This window comes from Enterobacter sp. 50588862, from assembly GCF_001462935.1.
GTDB lineage: Bacteria > Pseudomonadota > Gammaproteobacteria > Enterobacterales > Enterobacteriaceae > Enterobacter > Enterobacter bugandensis.
Map to the genome: position 1 here is coordinate 373,222 of NZ_LNHM01000028.1, position 16,118 is coordinate 389,339.

At 57.8% G+C, this 16,118-nt stretch carries 18 protein-coding genes; 14 read left to right on the top strand and 4 right to left on the bottom strand.

Going from position 1 to position 16,118, the window contains the following annotated elements; all coding sequences use genetic code 11:
• The first annotated feature begins 6 nt into the window (after positions 1-6).
• The 3 genes from APT89_RS14665 to murJ all read left to right on the top strand — a co-directional run bounded on the left by APT89_RS14665 (position 7) and on the right by murJ (position 3,245).
• Positions 7-654 (top strand): YceH family protein, encoded by a 648-nt coding sequence (locus APT89_RS14665; protein ID WP_041910528.1) that lies wholly within the window; start codon positions 7-9, stop codon positions 652-654.
• Between the two features lie 2 nt (positions 655-656).
• Positions 657-1,580, top strand: coding sequence for a Gfo/Idh/MocA family protein (locus APT89_RS14670; RefSeq protein WP_041910527.1), 924 nt, complete (start codon positions 657-659; stop codon positions 1,578-1,580).
• 129 nt (positions 1,581-1,709) lie between these two features.
• Positions 1,710-3,245, top strand: coding sequence for a murein biosynthesis integral membrane protein MurJ (gene murJ / locus APT89_RS14675; protein WP_028012700.1), 1,536 nt, complete (start codon positions 1,710-1,712; stop codon positions 3,243-3,245).
• Between the two features lie 59 nt (positions 3,246-3,304).
• On the opposite strand, the gene flgN is transcribed toward murJ, so the two are convergent.
• The 3 genes from flgN to flgA all read right to left on the bottom strand — a co-directional run bounded on the left by flgN (position 3,305) and on the right by flgA (position 4,781).
• Complete coding sequence (gene flgN, locus APT89_RS14680) at positions 3,305-3,730, bottom strand: flagella biosynthesis chaperone FlgN (RefSeq protein WP_028012701.1); 426 nt, start codon at positions 3,728-3,730, stop codon at positions 3,305-3,307.
• Positions 3,731-3,734: 4 nt separating this feature from the next.
• Positions 3,735-4,028: a flagellar biosynthesis anti-sigma factor FlgM gene (gene flgM, locus APT89_RS14685; protein ID WP_014883360.1), complete on the bottom strand. Its 294-nt coding sequence runs from the start codon at positions 4,026-4,028 to the stop codon at positions 3,735-3,737.
• A gap of 93 nt (positions 4,029-4,121) precedes the next feature.
• Positions 4,122-4,781: a flagellar basal body P-ring formation chaperone FlgA gene (gene flgA, locus APT89_RS14690; RefSeq protein WP_060572808.1), complete on the bottom strand. Its 660-nt coding sequence runs from the start codon at positions 4,779-4,781 to the stop codon at positions 4,122-4,124.
• 157 nt (positions 4,782-4,938) lie between these two features.
• Between flgA and flgB the strand changes: the two genes are divergently transcribed.
• The 11 genes from flgB (at position 4,939) to flgL (ending at position 14,787) form a co-directional block, all read left to right on the top strand.
• Positions 4,939-5,355 carry a flagellar basal body rod protein FlgB gene (gene flgB, locus APT89_RS14695; RefSeq protein ID WP_008500815.1) on the top strand — a complete coding sequence of 139 codons (417 nt, stop codon included), beginning with the start codon at positions 4,939-4,941 and terminating at the stop codon, positions 5,353-5,355.
• Positions 5,356-5,358: 3 nt separating this feature from the next.
• Entirely contained in the window at positions 5,359-5,763 is a 405-nt protein-coding gene (flgC, locus tag APT89_RS14700) for a flagellar basal body rod protein FlgC (RefSeq protein WP_013097138.1), read from the top strand.
• 11 nt (positions 5,764-5,774) lie between these two features.
• On the top strand, positions 5,775-6,485 hold the full coding sequence (flgD, locus tag APT89_RS14705; RefSeq protein ID WP_041910524.1) for a flagellar hook assembly protein FlgD: 711 nt from the start codon (positions 5,775-5,777) through the stop codon (positions 6,483-6,485).
• 26 nt (positions 6,486-6,511) lie between these two features.
• Positions 6,512-7,720, top strand: a complete 1,209-nt coding sequence (gene flgE, locus APT89_RS14710; RefSeq protein WP_041910523.1) for a flagellar hook protein FlgE — start codon at positions 6,512-6,514, stop codon at positions 7,718-7,720.
• Positions 7,721-7,740: 20 nt separating this feature from the next.
• Positions 7,741-8,496 carry a flagellar basal body rod protein FlgF gene (locus tag APT89_RS14715; protein ID WP_028012705.1) on the top strand — a complete coding sequence of 252 codons (756 nt, stop codon included), beginning with the start codon at positions 7,741-7,743 and terminating at the stop codon, positions 8,494-8,496.
• 11 nt (positions 8,497-8,507) lie between these two features.
• Positions 8,508-9,290, top strand: a complete 783-nt coding sequence (gene flgG, locus APT89_RS14720; RefSeq protein WP_000625853.1) for a flagellar basal-body rod protein FlgG — start codon at positions 8,508-8,510, stop codon at positions 9,288-9,290.
• A gap of 57 nt (positions 9,291-9,347) precedes the next feature.
• The gene (flgH, locus tag APT89_RS14725; protein ID WP_023311139.1) at positions 9,348-10,046 is read left to right on the top strand and encodes a flagellar basal body L-ring protein FlgH; all 699 of its coding nucleotides are present in this window, start codon (positions 9,348-9,350) and stop codon (positions 10,044-10,046) included.
• A gap of 12 nt (positions 10,047-10,058) precedes the next feature.
• Positions 10,059-11,150 carry a flagellar basal body P-ring protein FlgI gene (locus tag APT89_RS14730; protein ID WP_028012706.1) on the top strand — a complete coding sequence of 364 codons (1,092 nt, stop codon included), beginning with the start codon at positions 10,059-10,061 and terminating at the stop codon, positions 11,148-11,150.
• Positions 11,150-12,103, top strand: coding sequence for a flagellar assembly peptidoglycan hydrolase FlgJ (flgJ, locus tag APT89_RS14735; protein WP_060572810.1), 954 nt, complete (start codon positions 11,150-11,152; stop codon positions 12,101-12,103). The genes APT89_RS14730 and flgJ overlap by 1 nt, the downstream gene beginning before the upstream one ends.
• 75 nt (positions 12,104-12,178) lie before the next feature.
• Positions 12,179-13,819, top strand: coding sequence for a flagellar hook-associated protein FlgK (flgK, locus tag APT89_RS14740; protein WP_041910521.1), 1,641 nt, complete (start codon positions 12,179-12,181; stop codon positions 13,817-13,819).
• Positions 13,820-13,833: 14 nt separating this feature from the next.
• A complete protein-coding gene (gene flgL / locus APT89_RS14745) occupies positions 13,834-14,787 on the top strand; it encodes a flagellar hook-associated protein FlgL (protein WP_041910520.1) in 954 nt (317 codons plus the stop codon).
• 75 nt (positions 14,788-14,862) lie between these two features.
• Here flgL and APT89_RS14750 read toward each other — a convergent pair whose 3' ends face one another.
• Entirely contained in the window at positions 14,863-16,077 is a 1,215-nt protein-coding gene (locus APT89_RS14750) for an MFS transporter (RefSeq protein ID WP_045630094.1), read from the bottom strand.
• Positions 16,078-16,118: the final 41 nt, after the last annotated feature.

Here is a 16,118-nt window from a genome sequence, read left to right on the forward strand (position 1 = left end):
GAAAAGATGAAGTATCAGCTAAACGGTACGGAAGCGCGCGTGATTGGGTGCTTACTCGAAAAACAGGTCACCACGCCGGAGCAGTATCCGCTCTCTGTTAACGCCGTGACCATGGCCTGCAACCAGAAGACCAACCGCGAGCCGGTGATGAATCTCAGCGAGCATGAGGTTCAGGACGTGCTGGATGCGCTGGTGAAGCGCCACTATCTGCGCACCGTCAGCGGCTTCGGCAACCGCGTGACCAAATACGAGCAGCGCTTCTGTAACTCCGAATTTGGCGATCTGAAACTGAGCAGCGCGGAAGTGGCGGTTATTACCACACTGCTGCTGCGCGGGGCGCAAACGCCGGGGGAACTGCGAACGCGCGCTTCCCGAATGCATGAGTTCAGCGACATGCAGGAAGTCGAGCAGACCCTGGAAGGGCTGGCCGCGCGTGAGGATGGCCCTTACGTGGTGCGCCTGGCGCGCGAGCCGGGTAAACGTGAGAGCCGCTACATGCATCTCTTCAGCGGCGACGTTGACGCCGCAAGCGCGGCGACGGAATCGAGCCCTGCAACCCGTGACGACCTTGCCGCGCGCGTAGAGGCGCTGGAAGACGAGGTGGCCGGGCTGAAACAGCGTCTGGATGCACTGCTGGCACATTTGGGAGACTAACGGTGAAAAAATTACGCATTGGCGTGGTGGGGCTGGGCGGTATTGCGCAGAAAGCCTGGCTGCCCGTATTGGGCGCTGCGTCAGACTGGACGCTGCAAGGGGCATGGTCACCCACCCGAGAAAAGGCAGAACGTATCTGTGAAACCTGGCGTATCCCGTATGCGGCATCGCTCCAGGATCTGGCCCGCGAGTGCGATGCGGTCTTTGTGCATACCTCAACGGCAACCCACTATCAGGTGGTGAGCGAGTTGCTCAATGCGGGGGTTCACGTCTGCGTGGATAAACCGCTGGCGGAAAATGTTCAGGACGCTGAACGGCTGATTGAGCTGGCGGCACGTAAAAAACTGACGCTGATGGTCGGTTTCAACCGCCGCTTCGCGCCGCTTTACCAGCAGCTGAAGGCGCAGTCCGGCAATATGGCCTCGCTGCGCATGGATAAGCACCGCACCGACAGCGTGGGGCCGAACGATCTGCGCTTTACCCTTCTCGATGACTACCTCCACGTGGTGGACACCGCGCTGTGGCTGACTAACGGCGAGGCGCTGCTGAAAAGCGGCACTCTTGTCACCAACGAACAGGGGCAGATGGTGTATGCGGAACACCATTTTGCCGTTGAGCATCTTCAGGTCACCACCAGCATGCACCGCCGCGCGGGCAGCCAGCGGGAATCCGTGCAGGCGGTAGCCGACGGCGCGCTGTACGACGTTACCGACATGCGTGAATGGCGGGAAGAGAAGGGCAGCGGCGTGGTGATGCAGCCGGTCCCCGGCTGGCAAAGCACTCTGGAGCAACGAGGTTTCGCAGGATGTGCCCGCCACTTTATCACCTGCGTGCAAAATCAGACGGTTCCTGAAACGTCCGGCGAGCAGGCCATTCTGGCTCAGCGCATTGTGGAACGGCTCTGGCGCGAGGCCATGAGTGAATAACTCGCTGTAACATCTGCGGATAGTAATTCGTTGAAATCGGGTTAGACTAAGCGCCGCTTGTTGGCTTTGCCGGGTGGCGCTTGTGCGTTCCCGGTCTATAAATCCGTATGGTTCTGGAAATTCACGTTAATGAACTTATTAAAATCGCTGGCGGCCGTCAGCTCGATGACCATGTTCTCTCGCGTTCTCGGTTTTGCGCGCGATGCCATTGTGGCAAGGGTCTTTGGTGCAGGGATGGCAACGGACGCCTTTTTCGTGGCGTTCAAGCTGCCGAACCTGCTGCGTCGCATTTTTGCTGAAGGGGCGTTCTCCCAGGCGTTTGTGCCCATTCTGGCGGAATATAAAAGCAAGCAGGGTGAAGACGCGACGCGCGTGTTTGTCTCTTATGTCTCCGGGTTGCTGACGCTGGCGCTGGCCGTGGTGACGGTAGTCGGTATGCTGGCCGCGCCCTGGGTCATTATGGTGACCGCGCCCGGCTTTGCCGACACGGCGGATAAATTTGCCCTGACCTCGCAGCTTCTGCGCATTACCTTCCCCTATATTCTGCTGATCTCGCTGGCCTCGCTGGTGGGGGCGATCCTGAACACCTGGAACCGTTTCTCCGTTCCGGCGTTTGCGCCGACGTTTCTCAACGTCAGCATGATCGGTTTTGCGCTGTTCGCCGCGCCGCACTTCAACCCGCCGGTGCTGGCCCTGGCCTGGGCGGTCACCGTGGGCGGCGTGCTGCAGCTGGCTTATCAACTGCCGCATCTGAAGAAAATCGGCATGCTGGTGCTGCCGCGCATCAACCTGAAAGATGCCGGGGCGATGCGCGTTATCAAGCAGATGGGGCCCGCCATTCTTGGCGTCTCCGTCAGCCAGATCTCGCTGATTATCAACACCATCTTTGCCTCTTTCCTGGTGTCGGGTTCCGTCTCGTGGATGTACTACGCTGACCGCCTGATGGAGTTCCCGTCCGGCGTGCTGGGCGTGGCGCTGGGGACCATCCTGCTGCCGTCGCTGTCGAAAAGCTTTGCCAGCGGCAACCATGACGAATACTGCCGCCTGATGGACTGGGGCCTGCGTCTTTGCTTCCTGCTGGCCCTGCCAAGCGCGGTGGCGCTGGGGATCCTCGCCAAGCCGCTGACGGTGTCGCTGTTCCAGTACGGGAAATTCACTGCGTTTGACGCCGCGATGACCCAGCGCGCGCTGGTCGCTTACTCGGTGGGATTGATGGGGCTGATTGTCGTCAAAGTGCTGGCGCCGGGCTTTTACTCGCGTCAGGACATCAAAACGCCGGTGAAAATTGCCATTGTAACGCTGATTATGACGCAGCTGATGAACCTGGCATTTATCGGCCCGCTGAAGCATGCCGGCCTGTCGCTGTCTATTGGTCTGGCGGCCTGTCTGAATGCCGGGCTGCTTTACTGGCAGCTGCGCAAGCAGGATATCTTTACGCCGCAGCCGGGGTGGGCAAGTTTCCTCGTGCGTTTGGTCGTGGCGGTGCTGGTGATGTCTGCGGCACTCATCGGGATGATGTACGTCATGCCGGAATGGTCTCTGGGCACGATGCCTTATCGTCTGATGCGGCTGATGGCCGTGGTGGGCGTTGGGGTGGTAGCGTATTTTGCCACGCTCGCCGTGCTGGGCTTCAAAGTGAAAGAGTTTACCCGCCGGACGGCATAAACGCTAAAAGGGGAGTTCACCTCAGGGTGCTCCCCACTGCAAGATTTGTCGCTTACGCGTCAAATCGAAATCTTTTTTACACCCGCAATACGTGCCGTCGCCGTCTGACCATCCGCGCCGTACAGTCCGGTTTCTTTATGCGGCTTCAGCACCTCAAGCGCCTGCTGATTACGCTCTATCTGGCCTTCAAGCAGCCAGCCGTTATGCTGGTTGAGATCGCGCAGATGCTGGGTTTTTTCGGTAATGGTCTGCCAGCGCTCGGCAATATCGTCATTGGCGCTGCGCTTCGAGTCCTGCTCGGCGCGGCGCTGCTGCTCCAGATAATCCAGCGTGGCCAGCAGCGAACTCTTATCTTCAGTAATACGCTGCAGCGCGCTGCCGTTAATGTGACCGGAAGAGAGATGTTGTTGTTCAGCATCCATTACCGTTTTCAGGTCGTTCAGGACAACCGTCATTTGATCCAGTATTTCTGACAGTCGACTCATACGGTTAGTTACTCTGTAAGAAACTCTGTGCTTCCTGAATCAGGGCATCAGCGATTTTGCTGGTGTCCATTTTCAGCTCACCGTTGCGAATAGCCGTTTTCAGCGCTTCAACACGTTCCATATTGATATCGTTGCTGCCTGGCTGCATCAGTTTTGCCTGGGCATCGCTCAGGGTCACGCTGGTGCTGTTAGACGTTGACGGTTTTTCCAGACGCGTTTTCTGAGGGGTAGCGTCGTTCGTTTCGCGAGGCTGTACAGCGCTTACCGGCTTCAGGGCTGATGTACGATCAATGCTCATAGTGTTGTCCTCATCGAGGGTTCGCGGCGTTTGCGCCTGACATCATCATTAGTGGAATATTTATCGGCACGCGCCGCGAAATCTTTAAAAAGATTATAGGTTAATCAGAATATTCCCATCAGAATCGACGGTTCCGCTCACCACCTGGCCTGAGGACATTCTGACGCGGGCGTTTTGCGCTACCGCGGCATTGTTCAACGCTTTCCCTTCACTGTTGATGCTAAAGCCGTCTCCGTTGGCAACGACCATCACCTGCTGTCCCGCTTTGACACGCCACGCCTGGCGCAGCATGGAGAGCTGAATCGGTTGGCCCGGCGCGACATCGCGCAGGCTGACGGCGTTCTGTGCCTGGTTAATGTCCAGCATTGTCCGCGGCGGGAGCTGATCCAGACGCCCGCGCTTTAACGTCACGCTGTTTGCCTGCAGCGCGCTGCCACGCACAATGGGTACGGCGGCGACAACATAATTGCCCGTCGCCTGAACTGCAACCTGTAAATAGCGTTTTTCGTTGGCGCAGCGTGCCAGGACGTTCACATTGCCCCACAGCTTCGTGGTCCCCGTCACGCTGAATGACGGTTGCTCGCAGGTCGGATACAGATTCGGCGGCGTGCGGATGGTCACGTTAACGTCATCGCTAAAGCCCGCCAGCTTCTGGGCAAAAAAATTCGTCAGCGCATCCTGTAAATCCCCGGCATTCACCAGAGGGCTAAACAGTATGAAAGTTGCCATCAGGCCACGTTTTAACGTTTGCATCGCAAGTTCCACCGTTTCCAGAGTTGGATGAATTCTACCTGCAGTGGTTTTGCATCAACGGAATAAATAGCGACGCATTTTGTGCTTATTCCGTCGATAGGGGAGACCGGGTGAGATTTAAGCTGTGAACTGAAATTTTGCCATCAGCGGAGGAGATATGCTCGATAAACTCGACGCCGCGTTACGTTTTCAGCAGGAAGCGCTCAATTTACGCGCCCAGCGGCAGGAGATTTTAGCCGCCAACATCGCTAACGCCGATACGCCCGGGTATCAGGCGCGCGATATTGATTTTTCCAGTGAGCTCAAAAAGGTGATGGAGCGTGGACGTGCCGAAGGAACCGGTGTTGCACTCGCCATGACATCCTCTCGCCATATTCCCGCTCAGGCGATGACCGCGCCAGCGACCGATTTACTTTATCGCATCCCTGACCAGCCTTCACTCGACGGTAACACCGTGGATATGGACCGGGAGCGTACGCAGTTTGCCGATAACAGCCTGAAATACCAGACGGGCCTGACCGTACTCGGCGGACAAATCAAAGGCATGATGAACGTCCTGCAGGGGGGCAACTGATAAATGGCCTTGCTGAATATTTTTGATATCGCTGGCTCGGCGTTAACCGCCCAGTCCAAACGTCTGAACGTGGCCGCCAGTAACCTGGCGAACGCCGACAGCGTGACCGGACCTGACGGACAGCCTTATCGTGCCAAACAGGTTGTGTTTCAGGTCGACGCTGCGCCAGGCGCGGCAACGGGCGGCGTGAAGGTGTCTGACGTGGTTGAGAGCCAGGCGCCGGACAAGCTGGTGTATGAGCCAGGTAACCCGCTCGCGGACGCTAACGGATACGTGAAGATGCCAAACGTGGATGTGGTAGGCGAGATGGTGAACTCCATGTCGGCGTCCCGTAGCTACCAGGCGAACGTCGAAGTGCTTAATACCGTGAAGAGCATGATGCTCAAAACACTCACTCTCGGCCAGTAAAGGAGACATGCATGTCCATCGCCGTAAATGTGAATGATCCGACGAACACGGGTGTTAACAACACCAAAAGTTCGACAAGCTCCAGCTCCCTGACGGGAAGCAATGCCTCCGATTTGCAGAGCAGTTTTCTGACGCTGCTGGTGGCGCAGCTTAAGAATCAGGATCCGACTAACCCAATGCAGAACAACGAACTGACCACGCAGCTTGCGCAGATCAGTACCGTGAGCGGCATTGAGAAACTGAACACCACCCTCGGTTCCGTCTCCGGTCAGATTAACAGCGCTCAGTCCCTGCAGGCGGCAAGCCTGATTGGTCACGGCGTAATGATCCCGGGGACCACGATCCTGGCGGGCACCAGCACCACCGACGGTACATCGACCACCACCACGACGCCGTTCGGCGTTGAATTGCAGCAGGCGGCTGACAAAGTGACGGCGACGATCACCGACTCAACCGGCGCCGTGGTTCGCACCATCGACATCGGCGAGCTGAAAGCGGGCGTTCACACCTTTACCTGGGACGGCAGCCTGACCGACGGCACGAAAGCACCAAATGGCTCCTACAAAGTCGCGATTAGCGCCAGCAACGGGACAACCCAGCTGGTGGCGCAGCCGCTGCAGTTCGCGCTGGTTCAGGGCGTGATTAAAGGGGGCGACGGCAACAAACTGGATTTGGGTACTTCCGGTACCACCACACTCGACGAAGTTCGGCAGATTATCTAAGCCTTAACACTTATCAGGAGTAAGTCATGGCCTTTTCTCAAGCGGTCAGCGGCCTGAATGCTGCGGCCACCAACCTGGACGTCATTGGCAACAACATCGCCAACTCCGCGACCTATGGTTTCAAATCCGGTTCTGCGTCTTTTGCAGATATGTTTGCCGGTTCCAAAGTGGGTCTGGGCGTAAAAGTTGCGGGCATCACTCAGGACTTTACCGACGGTACCACCACCAACACCGGTCGTGGCCTGGACGTTGCCATCAGCCAGAACGGTTTCTTCCGTATGGTCGATGCAAACGGCTCGGTGTTCTACAGCCGTAACGGCCAGTTCAAGCTGGACGAAAACCGTAACCTGGTGAACATGCAGGGGATGCAATTAACGGGGTATCCGGTTGCCGGAACGCCATCAACGGTTCAGACCGGTGCGAATCCACAGGCGATTAATATCCCGACCACGCTGATGGCCGCGAAGTCCACCACCACGGCTTCCCAGCAGATTAACCTCAACTCCACCGATGCTGCACCAACCGCCGCCTTCGATCCGGCCAACCCGGATACCTACAACAAAAAAGGTACGGTAACCGTCTTTGATAGCCAGGGTAATGCGCACAACATGAACCTGTTTTACGTCAAAGATGCGACCCCGGCTAACTCCTGGAAAGTGTATGCCCAGGACGGCAGCGTGGCAGGCAGCGCGGCGGCAGTGGCCACGACGTTGACCTTCGATAATAACGGTACATTGATCGGGGGTGGAAACATCAACATCACTACCGCGACTATCCCAGGTGCGGACCCGGCGACCTTCGCGATGAGTTTTGCTAACTCCATGCAGCAGAACACCGGAGCGAACAATATCGTGGCGACCAACCAGAACGGCTTCAAGCCGGGCGATCTGGTCAGCTATCAGATTAATGATGACGGCACCGTCGTCGGGAACTACTCCAACGAGCAGACTCAGGTGCTGGGCCAGATCGTGCTGGCAAACTTCGCCAACAACGAAGGGCTGAAGTCTGAAGGCGATAATGTCTGGTCGGCTACCCAGTCCTCCGGCGTGGCGCTGCTCGGCACCGCGGGCTCCGGTAACTTCGGCACGCTGACCAACGGCGCGCTGGAAGCCTCTAACGTGGACCTGAGTAAAGAACTGGTGAACATGATTGTCGCACAGCGTAACTATCAGTCGAATGCGCAGACCATCAAGACCCAGGATCAGATCCTCAACACGCTGGTTAACCTGCGTTAAGCGGCTAACAGGAAAGCGCAATGGATCACGCAATATATACCGCGATGGGCGCGGCAAGTCAGACGCTCAGCCAGCAGGCCGTTACCGCCAGCAACCTGGCAAACGCCTCTACGCCGGGCTTCCGCGCGCAGCTGAATGCGCTGCGCGCGGTGCCGGTGGAGGGGCTCTCCCTGCCGACCCGTACGCTGGTGGCGGCATCCACCCCGGGCGCAGACATGACGCCAGGGCAGATGGATTACACCTCACGCCCGCTGGACGTTGCTCTGCAGCAGGACGGCTGGCTGGCGGTGCAAACGGCGGACGGTGGTGAAGGCTATACCCGTAACGGGAATATCCAGGTCAGCGCGACCGGTCAGCTGACGATTCAGGGGCATCCGGTGATGGGTGAAGCGGGCCCGCTGACCGTGCCGGAAGGCTCTGAGCTGACCATCGCCGCGGACGGCACCATCTCGGCGCTGAACCCGGGCGATCCGGCCAACACCGTTGCCCCCGTCGGGCGTCTGAAGCTGGTCAAAGCGGAAGGCAAAGAGGTGCAGCGCGGCGACGACGGCATGTTCCGTCTGACCCAGGCAGCTCAGGCTACCCGTGGTGCCACATTACAGGCCGATCCGAGCATCCGCGTGATGTCCGGCGTTCTGGAAGGCAGCAACGTTAAGCCGGTAGCCGCCATGAGCGACATGATCGCCAGCGCCCGTCGTTTTGAAATGCAGATGAAAATTATCAGCAGCGTGGACGAAAACGCGGGCAAGGCTAACCAACTTCTGTCGATGAGTTAACAGGACTCTTTATGATCAGTTCTTTATGGATCGCGAAAACTGGCCTGGACGCGCAGCAAACCAACATGGATGTGATTGCCAACAACCTGGCAAACGTGAGCACCAATGGTTTCAAGCGTCAGCGCGCCGTTTTCGAAGATTTGCTTTATCAAACCATCCGCCAGCCGGGCGCGCAGTCTTCTGAACAGACGACGCTGCCGTCAGGCCTGCAGATCGGTACCGGCGTTCGCCCGGTGGCGACCGAGCGTCTGCACAGCCAGGGCAACCTGTCTCAGACCAACAACAGCAAAGACGTGGCGATCAAAGGCCAGGGCTTCTTCCAGGTGCAGCTGCCTGACGGGACCTCTGCCTACACCCGTGACGGTTCCTTCCAGGTCGATCAGAACGGTCAGCTGGTGACGGCGGGCGGTTTCCAGGTTCAGCCTGCGATCACCATTCCGGCGAACGCCCTGAGCATTACCATCGGCCGCGACGGCATCGTGAGCGTGACCCAGCAGGGGCAGGCCGCGCCGGTCCAGGTCGGCCAGCTCAACCTGACCACCTTCATGAACGATACCGGTCTGGAAAGCATTGGTGAGAACCTCTACACCGAAACGCAATCCTCCGGTACGCCAAATGAAAGTACGCCAGGCCTGAACGGTGCCGGTCTGCTGTATCAGGGGTATGTTGAAACCTCCAACGTGAACGTGGCGGAAGAGCTGGTGAATATGATCCAGGTCCAGCGCGCGTATGAAATTAACAGTAAAGCAGTCTCGACGACCGATCAGATGCTGCAGAAACTGACGCAACTCTAAGGTGTAGCCCGGTGCGGTAAACCCCGCACCGGCTCCCTGTTTTCGAAGATGAAGGCAATGCAAAAAAACGCGGCGTTTCGTTATCCGATACTGACTGTTCTGGCCGTCACCCTCAGCGGGTGCGCTTTGATCCCGTCTAAACCATTGGTCCAGGGTGCGACGACTGCCCAACCCGTTCCTGGCCCTGCGCCAGTTGTAAACGGCTCCATTTTCCAGACCGCGCAGCCGATTAACTACGGCTACCAGCCGCTGTTTGAAGATCGCCGCCCGCGTAATGTCGGCGATACATTGACCATTGTGCTGCAGGAAAACGTCAGCGCGAGCAAGAGCTCGTCGGCGAACGCCAGCCGCGATGGCAAAACCAATTTTGGCTTTGACACCGTTCCACGCTATCTGCAGGGCCTGTTCGGCAATGCCCGTGCGGATGTTGAGGCCTCCGGCGGCAATACCTTTAACGGTAAAGGTGGCGCGAACGCCAGCAACACCTTCAGCGGTACGCTGACGGTCACGGTTGACCAGGTGCTGGTTAACGGCAATTTACACGTCGTGGGTGAAAAACAGATCGCCATTAACCAGGGCACTGAATTCATTCGCTTCTCGGGCGTGGTGAATCCACGCACCATCAGCGGCACTAACACCGTTCCGTCCACCCAAGTGGCGGATGCGCGCATTGAGTACGTCGGCAACGGCTACATTAATGAAGCGCAGAATATGGGTTGGCTGCAGCGCTTCTTCCTTAATTTATCGCCGATGTAAGCGAGGTGACCCATGTTTAAATCGATCTTCGCCGCGGCGCTGGTTCTTGTCGCAACGTTTGCCCAGGCCGACCGCATTCGCGATCTCACCAGCGTTCAGGGCGTCCGCGGGAACTCGCTGATTGGCTATGGCCTGGTGGTGGGGCTGGACGGTACCGGTGACCAGACCACCCAGACGCCGTTTACCACCCAAAGCTTAAACAACATGCTTTCCCAGCTCGGCATTACCGTGCCGGCGGGAACCAACATGCAGCTAAAAAACGTGGCCGCGGTTATGGTCACTGCCTCCTACCCGGCGTTTGCGCGCCAGGGGCAGACCATTGACGTGGTGGTCTCCTCAATGGGTAACGCCAAAAGCCTGCGCGGCGGTACGCTGCTGATGACCCCGCTGAAAGGCGTCGACAGCCAGGTCTACGCGCTGGCGCAGGGGAACATCCTGGTCGGCGGGGCAGGCGCATCCGCTGGTGGAAGCAGCGTACAGGTGAACCAGCTGAACGGCGGGCGCATCACCAACGGTGCGATCATCGAGCGTGAACTGCCGACCCAGTTTGGCGCGGGCAACACCATCAACCTGCAGCTGAATAATGAAGACTTCACGATGGCGCAGCAGATTGCCGACACCATCAACCGCAGCTATGGCAATGCCACGGCACTGGATGCGCGTACCGTGCAGATCCGCACCTCCACCGGCAGCAGCAACCAGGTGCGCATGCTGGCGGATATCCAGAATCTGGAAGTGAACGTGCCGGTGCAGGATGCCAAAGTGATCATCAACTCCCGTACGGGCTCCGTGGTGATGAATCGGGAAGTGTCGCTGGATAGCTGTGCCGTGGCGCAGGGTAACCTGTCGGTGACGGTTAACCGTTCCGCCAACGTCAGCCAGCCGGATACACCATTTGGTGGCGGCCAGACGGTAGTGACGCCGCAAACGCAGATTGATTTACGCCAGAGCGGCGGTTCCCTGCAGAGCGTGCGCTCCAGCGCCAACCTGAACAGCGTGGTGCGTGCCCTGAACGCCCTGGGCGCGACGCCGATGGATCTGATGTCCATTCTGCAATCCATGCAAAGCGCGGGCTGCCTGCGCGCCAAACTGGAAATCATCTGATGCTGACCGATAGCAAACTGTTGACCAGTGCCGCCTGGGACGCCCAGTCGCTCAACGAACTGAAAGCCAAAGCAGGTAAAGACCCGGCGGCGAATATCCGCCCGGTTGCCCGCCAGGTGGAAGGGATGTTTGTACAGATGATGCTGAAAAGCATGCGCGAAACCCTGCCGAAAGACGGGATGTTCAGCAGCGATTCAACGCGTCTCTACACCAGCATGTATGACCAGCAGATTGCGCAGCAGATGACCGCCGGTAAAGGCCTCGGTCTGGCTGACATGATTGTCAAACAGACCGCCGCCGCACAGGGTGTTCAGCCAGAAGAGCAGCCGCCGCAGGTGCCGATGAAGTTCGACCTCGAAACGGTGACCAGTTATCAGAACCAGGCGCTGACGCAGATGGTGCATAAAGCGATACCGAAGGCAACGGGCAGCGGCGACGAGGCGCTCTCCGGTGACAGCAAAGACTTCCTGGCGCAGCTTTCTCTGCCAGCACGGCTTGCCAGTGAACAGAGCGGCGTGCCTCACCACCTGATTCTGGCCCAGGCCGCGCTGGAGTCGGGCTGGGGCCAGCGCCAGATCCGCAAGGAAAACGGCGACCCGAGCTTCAACATCTTCGGCGTGAAGGCCACCTCCAGCTGGAAGGGACCGACCACGGAGATCACGACTACGGAATACGAGAACGGCGCGGCGGTGAAGGTGAAAGCCAAATTCCGCGTTTACAGCTCGTATCTGGAAGCCTTATCCGATTATGTAGGCCTGCTGAGCCGAAATCCGCGTTATACCGCCGTTACGCAGGCGGCAACGGCGGAGCAGGGCGCTCAGGCCCTGCAAAACGCGGGCTACGCGACCGACCCGAACTACGCGCGCAAGCTTACCAGCATGATCCAGCAGCTGAAATCCATGGGCGAGAAGGTCAGCAAAGCCTATAGCACAGATATCGAAAATCTGTTCTGAAAGTTCTCAAGTCCCGGTGGAGGTTGCCGATAACCTTCATCAGGACTCGTGTCTGAACGTATAAAAGGAACCCCCATGTCCAGTTTGATTAACAGCGCCATGAGTGGCCTCAGTGCCGCGCAGTCGGCACTCAATACCGTCAGTAATAATATTTCAAGCTATAACGTGGCAGGTTACACCCGCCAGACGACGGTGCTGGGTGCATCTAACAGCACGCTGACCGGCGGTGGCTGGGTGGGTAACGGGGTGTATGTCTCCGGTGTCCAGCGTGAATATGACGCTTTCATCACCAACCAGCTGCGCGCCGCGCAGACCCAAAGCAGCGGCCTGACCACGCGCTATCAGCAGATGTCAAAAATTGACGATGTGCTCTCCGATACCACCAACTCGCTTTCCACCACTCTGCAGGATTTCTTTAAGAGCCTGCAAACGCTGGTGAGCAACGCGGAAGACCCGGCTGCGCGTCAGACGGTGCTGGGAAAAGCGAGCGGCCTGGTCAATCAGTTCAAAACCAACGATCAGTATCTCCGCGATCAGGATTCGCAGGTGAATACCGCGATTTCAACCAGCGTGTCGCAGATCAACAACTACGCCAAACAGATTGCCAACCTGAACGATCAGATCTCCCGTCTGACCGGCGTTGGCGCGGGCGCATCCCCGAATGATTTGCTCGACCAGCGCGATCAGCTCGTCACTGAGCTGAACAAAATCGTGGGCGTGGAAGTCTCTGTGCAGGATAGCGGCACGTATAACATCTCTTTCGGCAATGGTTACAGCCTGGTGCAGGGCAGCAAAGCTAACCAGCTGGCGGCCGTGAAGTCCAGCGCCGATCCGTCCCGTACCACTATCGCCTACGTTGATGACGTGGTGGGTAATGTCGAGATCCCGGAAAAGACGATCACGACCGGTTCGTTAGGCGGTTTGCTGACGTTCCGTGCTGAAGATCTGGATAAAGCTCGTAACACCCTGAACCAGATGGCGCTGGCCTTTGCTGATGCGATGAACAAACAGCATGAGGCCGGTTTTGATGCCAATGGCGATGCGGGCGGTAAGCTGTTCGACTTTGGTTCTCCGGCCGTGCTTTCCAACAGCAAGAATAGCGGCACGGCGGCGATCACTGCCACCGTTGCGGACAGCACCAAAGTTCAGGCAACGGACTATACGCTGCAGTTTAACGGCACCGACTGGACCATCACCCGTGCCTCGGACAAGACCAGCTTTACAATGAGCCCGGATGCCAGCGGTAATCTGTCGTTTGATGGCCTCAACGTGAACGTCAGCGGTTCGGCAAATACCAAAGACAGCTTTACCGTGAAGCCCGTGGCCGATGTCATCATGAATATGGAATTGTCCATCAGCGACGAGTCCAAACTGGCCATGGCCGCGGTGCAGAACGGCGGTGAGAGTGACAACCGCAACGGGCAGAAAATGCTCGATCTGCAAAACAGCAAAGTGGTTGGCGGAAACAAAACCTTCAACGATGCGTACGCTTCGCTCGTCAGCACCGTCGGGAGCACCACTGCCTCACTGAAGGTGAGCAGCCAGACAAAAGCCAACGTGGAAACGCAGTTAACCAAGCAGCAGCAGAGCATCTCTGGGGTCAACCTCGACGAAGAGTATGGCAACCTGCAGCGTTATCAGCAGTATTACCTCGCCAACGCGCAGGTGCTTCAGACTGCCAGTACGCTCTTCGATGCAATTATCAACATTCGTTAAGGTTGAGGTGAAAAATGCGTATTAGCACCCAGATGATGTACGAACAGAACATGCGTGGGATCACCGATTCCCAGAGCAGATGGCTGAGCTACGGTGAACAAATGTCCACCGGTAAGCGCGTTAACCGTCCGTCGGACGATCCTATCGCGGCTTCACAGTCTATTGTGCTGTCACAGTCTCAGTCTCAAAACAGCCAGTTCGCGTTAGCGCGCACCTTTGCCACGCAAAAAGTGTCGCTGGAAGATAACGTGCTGACCCAGGTGAACACCGCGTTATCAAGCGTGCGTGAGAAGCTGGTCTACGCGTCAAACGGCACCTTAAGCGATGACGACCGTCTCTCTCTGGCGACCGATATCCAGGGGATCCGTGACCAGCTGATGAACCTGGCTAACACGACGGATGGCAATGGTCGCTTTATCTTTGCGGGATACAAAACCGAGAGTGCACCGTTTGATGCCGCAACCGGCACCTACAATGGTGGTACTGAGGCGATCACTCAGCAGGTCGATACGGCGCGCAACATGGCGATCAGCCATACCGGCCAGCAGATCTTTGAGAGCATTACCAGCAATGCACAAGAGCTGCCGGGCGGTGGGTATGGCGATACCAACATGTTTAAAATCCTTGATTCCGCCATTGCTTCGCTGAAGACGCCGATTGAGAACGATCCGGCCGCGGCCGCCGCGCAAGGCCAGGTGATTTCCAACGCGCAGATCGGTATTAAAAACGCTCAGAACAACGTCCTGACGGTCGTTGCGGATGTGGGTACTAAGCTGAACGAACTGGAAAAACTCGATACCCTGGGTGACGACCGCGCGCTGGGTCAGACTAAGCAGATGAGCGACCTGGTGGACGTGGACTGGAACGAAGCGATTTCCTCTTACACCATGCAGCAGGCGGCCCTGCAGGCCTCTTATAAAGCGTTTAGCGATATGCAGGGCATGTCTCTGTTCCAACTGAACAAATAACATCTTGACCTCTTGGAACATGTCTTGAAACTGGGCATGTTTTACTGCCCAATCCGTCTGGATTGGGCATTTTTTTTATGCCATTTCTGCTGGTGCCGAGGCGACCCGCGCGCTTTCAATCATACGGATTGCCAGCGCAATGATGCCGCAAACCGTTGCCAGCGCAACCACGCCCGTCCAGCCAGCCAGCGTGTAAATATTGCTGCCTAACGCGGAACCCAACGCCATGCCGATAAAGATCACGGTAAAGAGCAGGGCGTTCAGACGACCCCGCGCCTGTGGCTCAAGGCTGTAAACCAGATTCTGGTGCGCGACCAGGCTGGACTGCAGGCCCAGATCGAACCCGATAGCAGAGACGGCAATCAGAATCAGCTGTCCGTGAACTCCCAGGGCGGGCATCAGGAACATCAGGGCAAACGAGACGGTCACAAGGACGGCACCAAGTTGCGTGACTTTCCCGGCACCCAGTTTATCCGCCAGGCCGCCCGCCAGCGGGGCTGCCAACGCACCGGCTGCCCCTGCGATACCAAAACCACCGGCGACGGCACTCCCGAGGTGATAGCGTTCCAGCAGCATGACCGCAAGCGTAGACCAGAAGGCGCTAAAGGCTATCGACAGAAAACCCTGGGCCAGCGCGGCACGGCGCAGAGCGGGATAGCGACGCCACAGATGTTCCATCGAGCGCAGCAGAGCGGGATAGCTCAGCGTGGAGTGAACGGCGAAACGAGGGAGTACAGCCCACATCACCACGCCGATAAACGCAATACTTCCCGCAGCCAGCTGATACATCACGCGCCAGCCAAACGCTTCGCCCACCACGCCGCTGACGGTTCGGGAGAGCAAAATGCCCAGCAGCAGACCGGTCATCACCGTACCCACGGTTTTCCCCTGTTTGCCTTCCGGCGCAAGGATCGCCGCAGCCGGGACAATATCCTGCGCCATGGTGGCGGCCATGCCGATGAGCAGGCTTGCCAGCAGCAGGGAGTGGATCTGTCCGGTCAGGCTACAGCCCAGCAGGAACAGCGCCAGGGCCGCGCTCTTTATCAGGATTAATGTTCTGCGGTCGTGGCGATCGCCGAGCGGCAGCAGGAACAGGATCCCTGAGGCATATCCCGCCTGGGTGAGGGTCGGGACCAGGCCCATTCCTTCGATACTCAGGTGAAGGTCGGCGCCCATCAGAGGGAGCAGAGGCTGGGCATAATAGATGGATGCCACGCTGAAGCCTGCACCGAGCGCCAGCATTAAGATTACCCAGCGGCTTACGGCATGGGCGACGGTTGTTGTGTTCATAAGACGTTCCTCATTCATCGTGTGAGGCTATTTTTCATCAG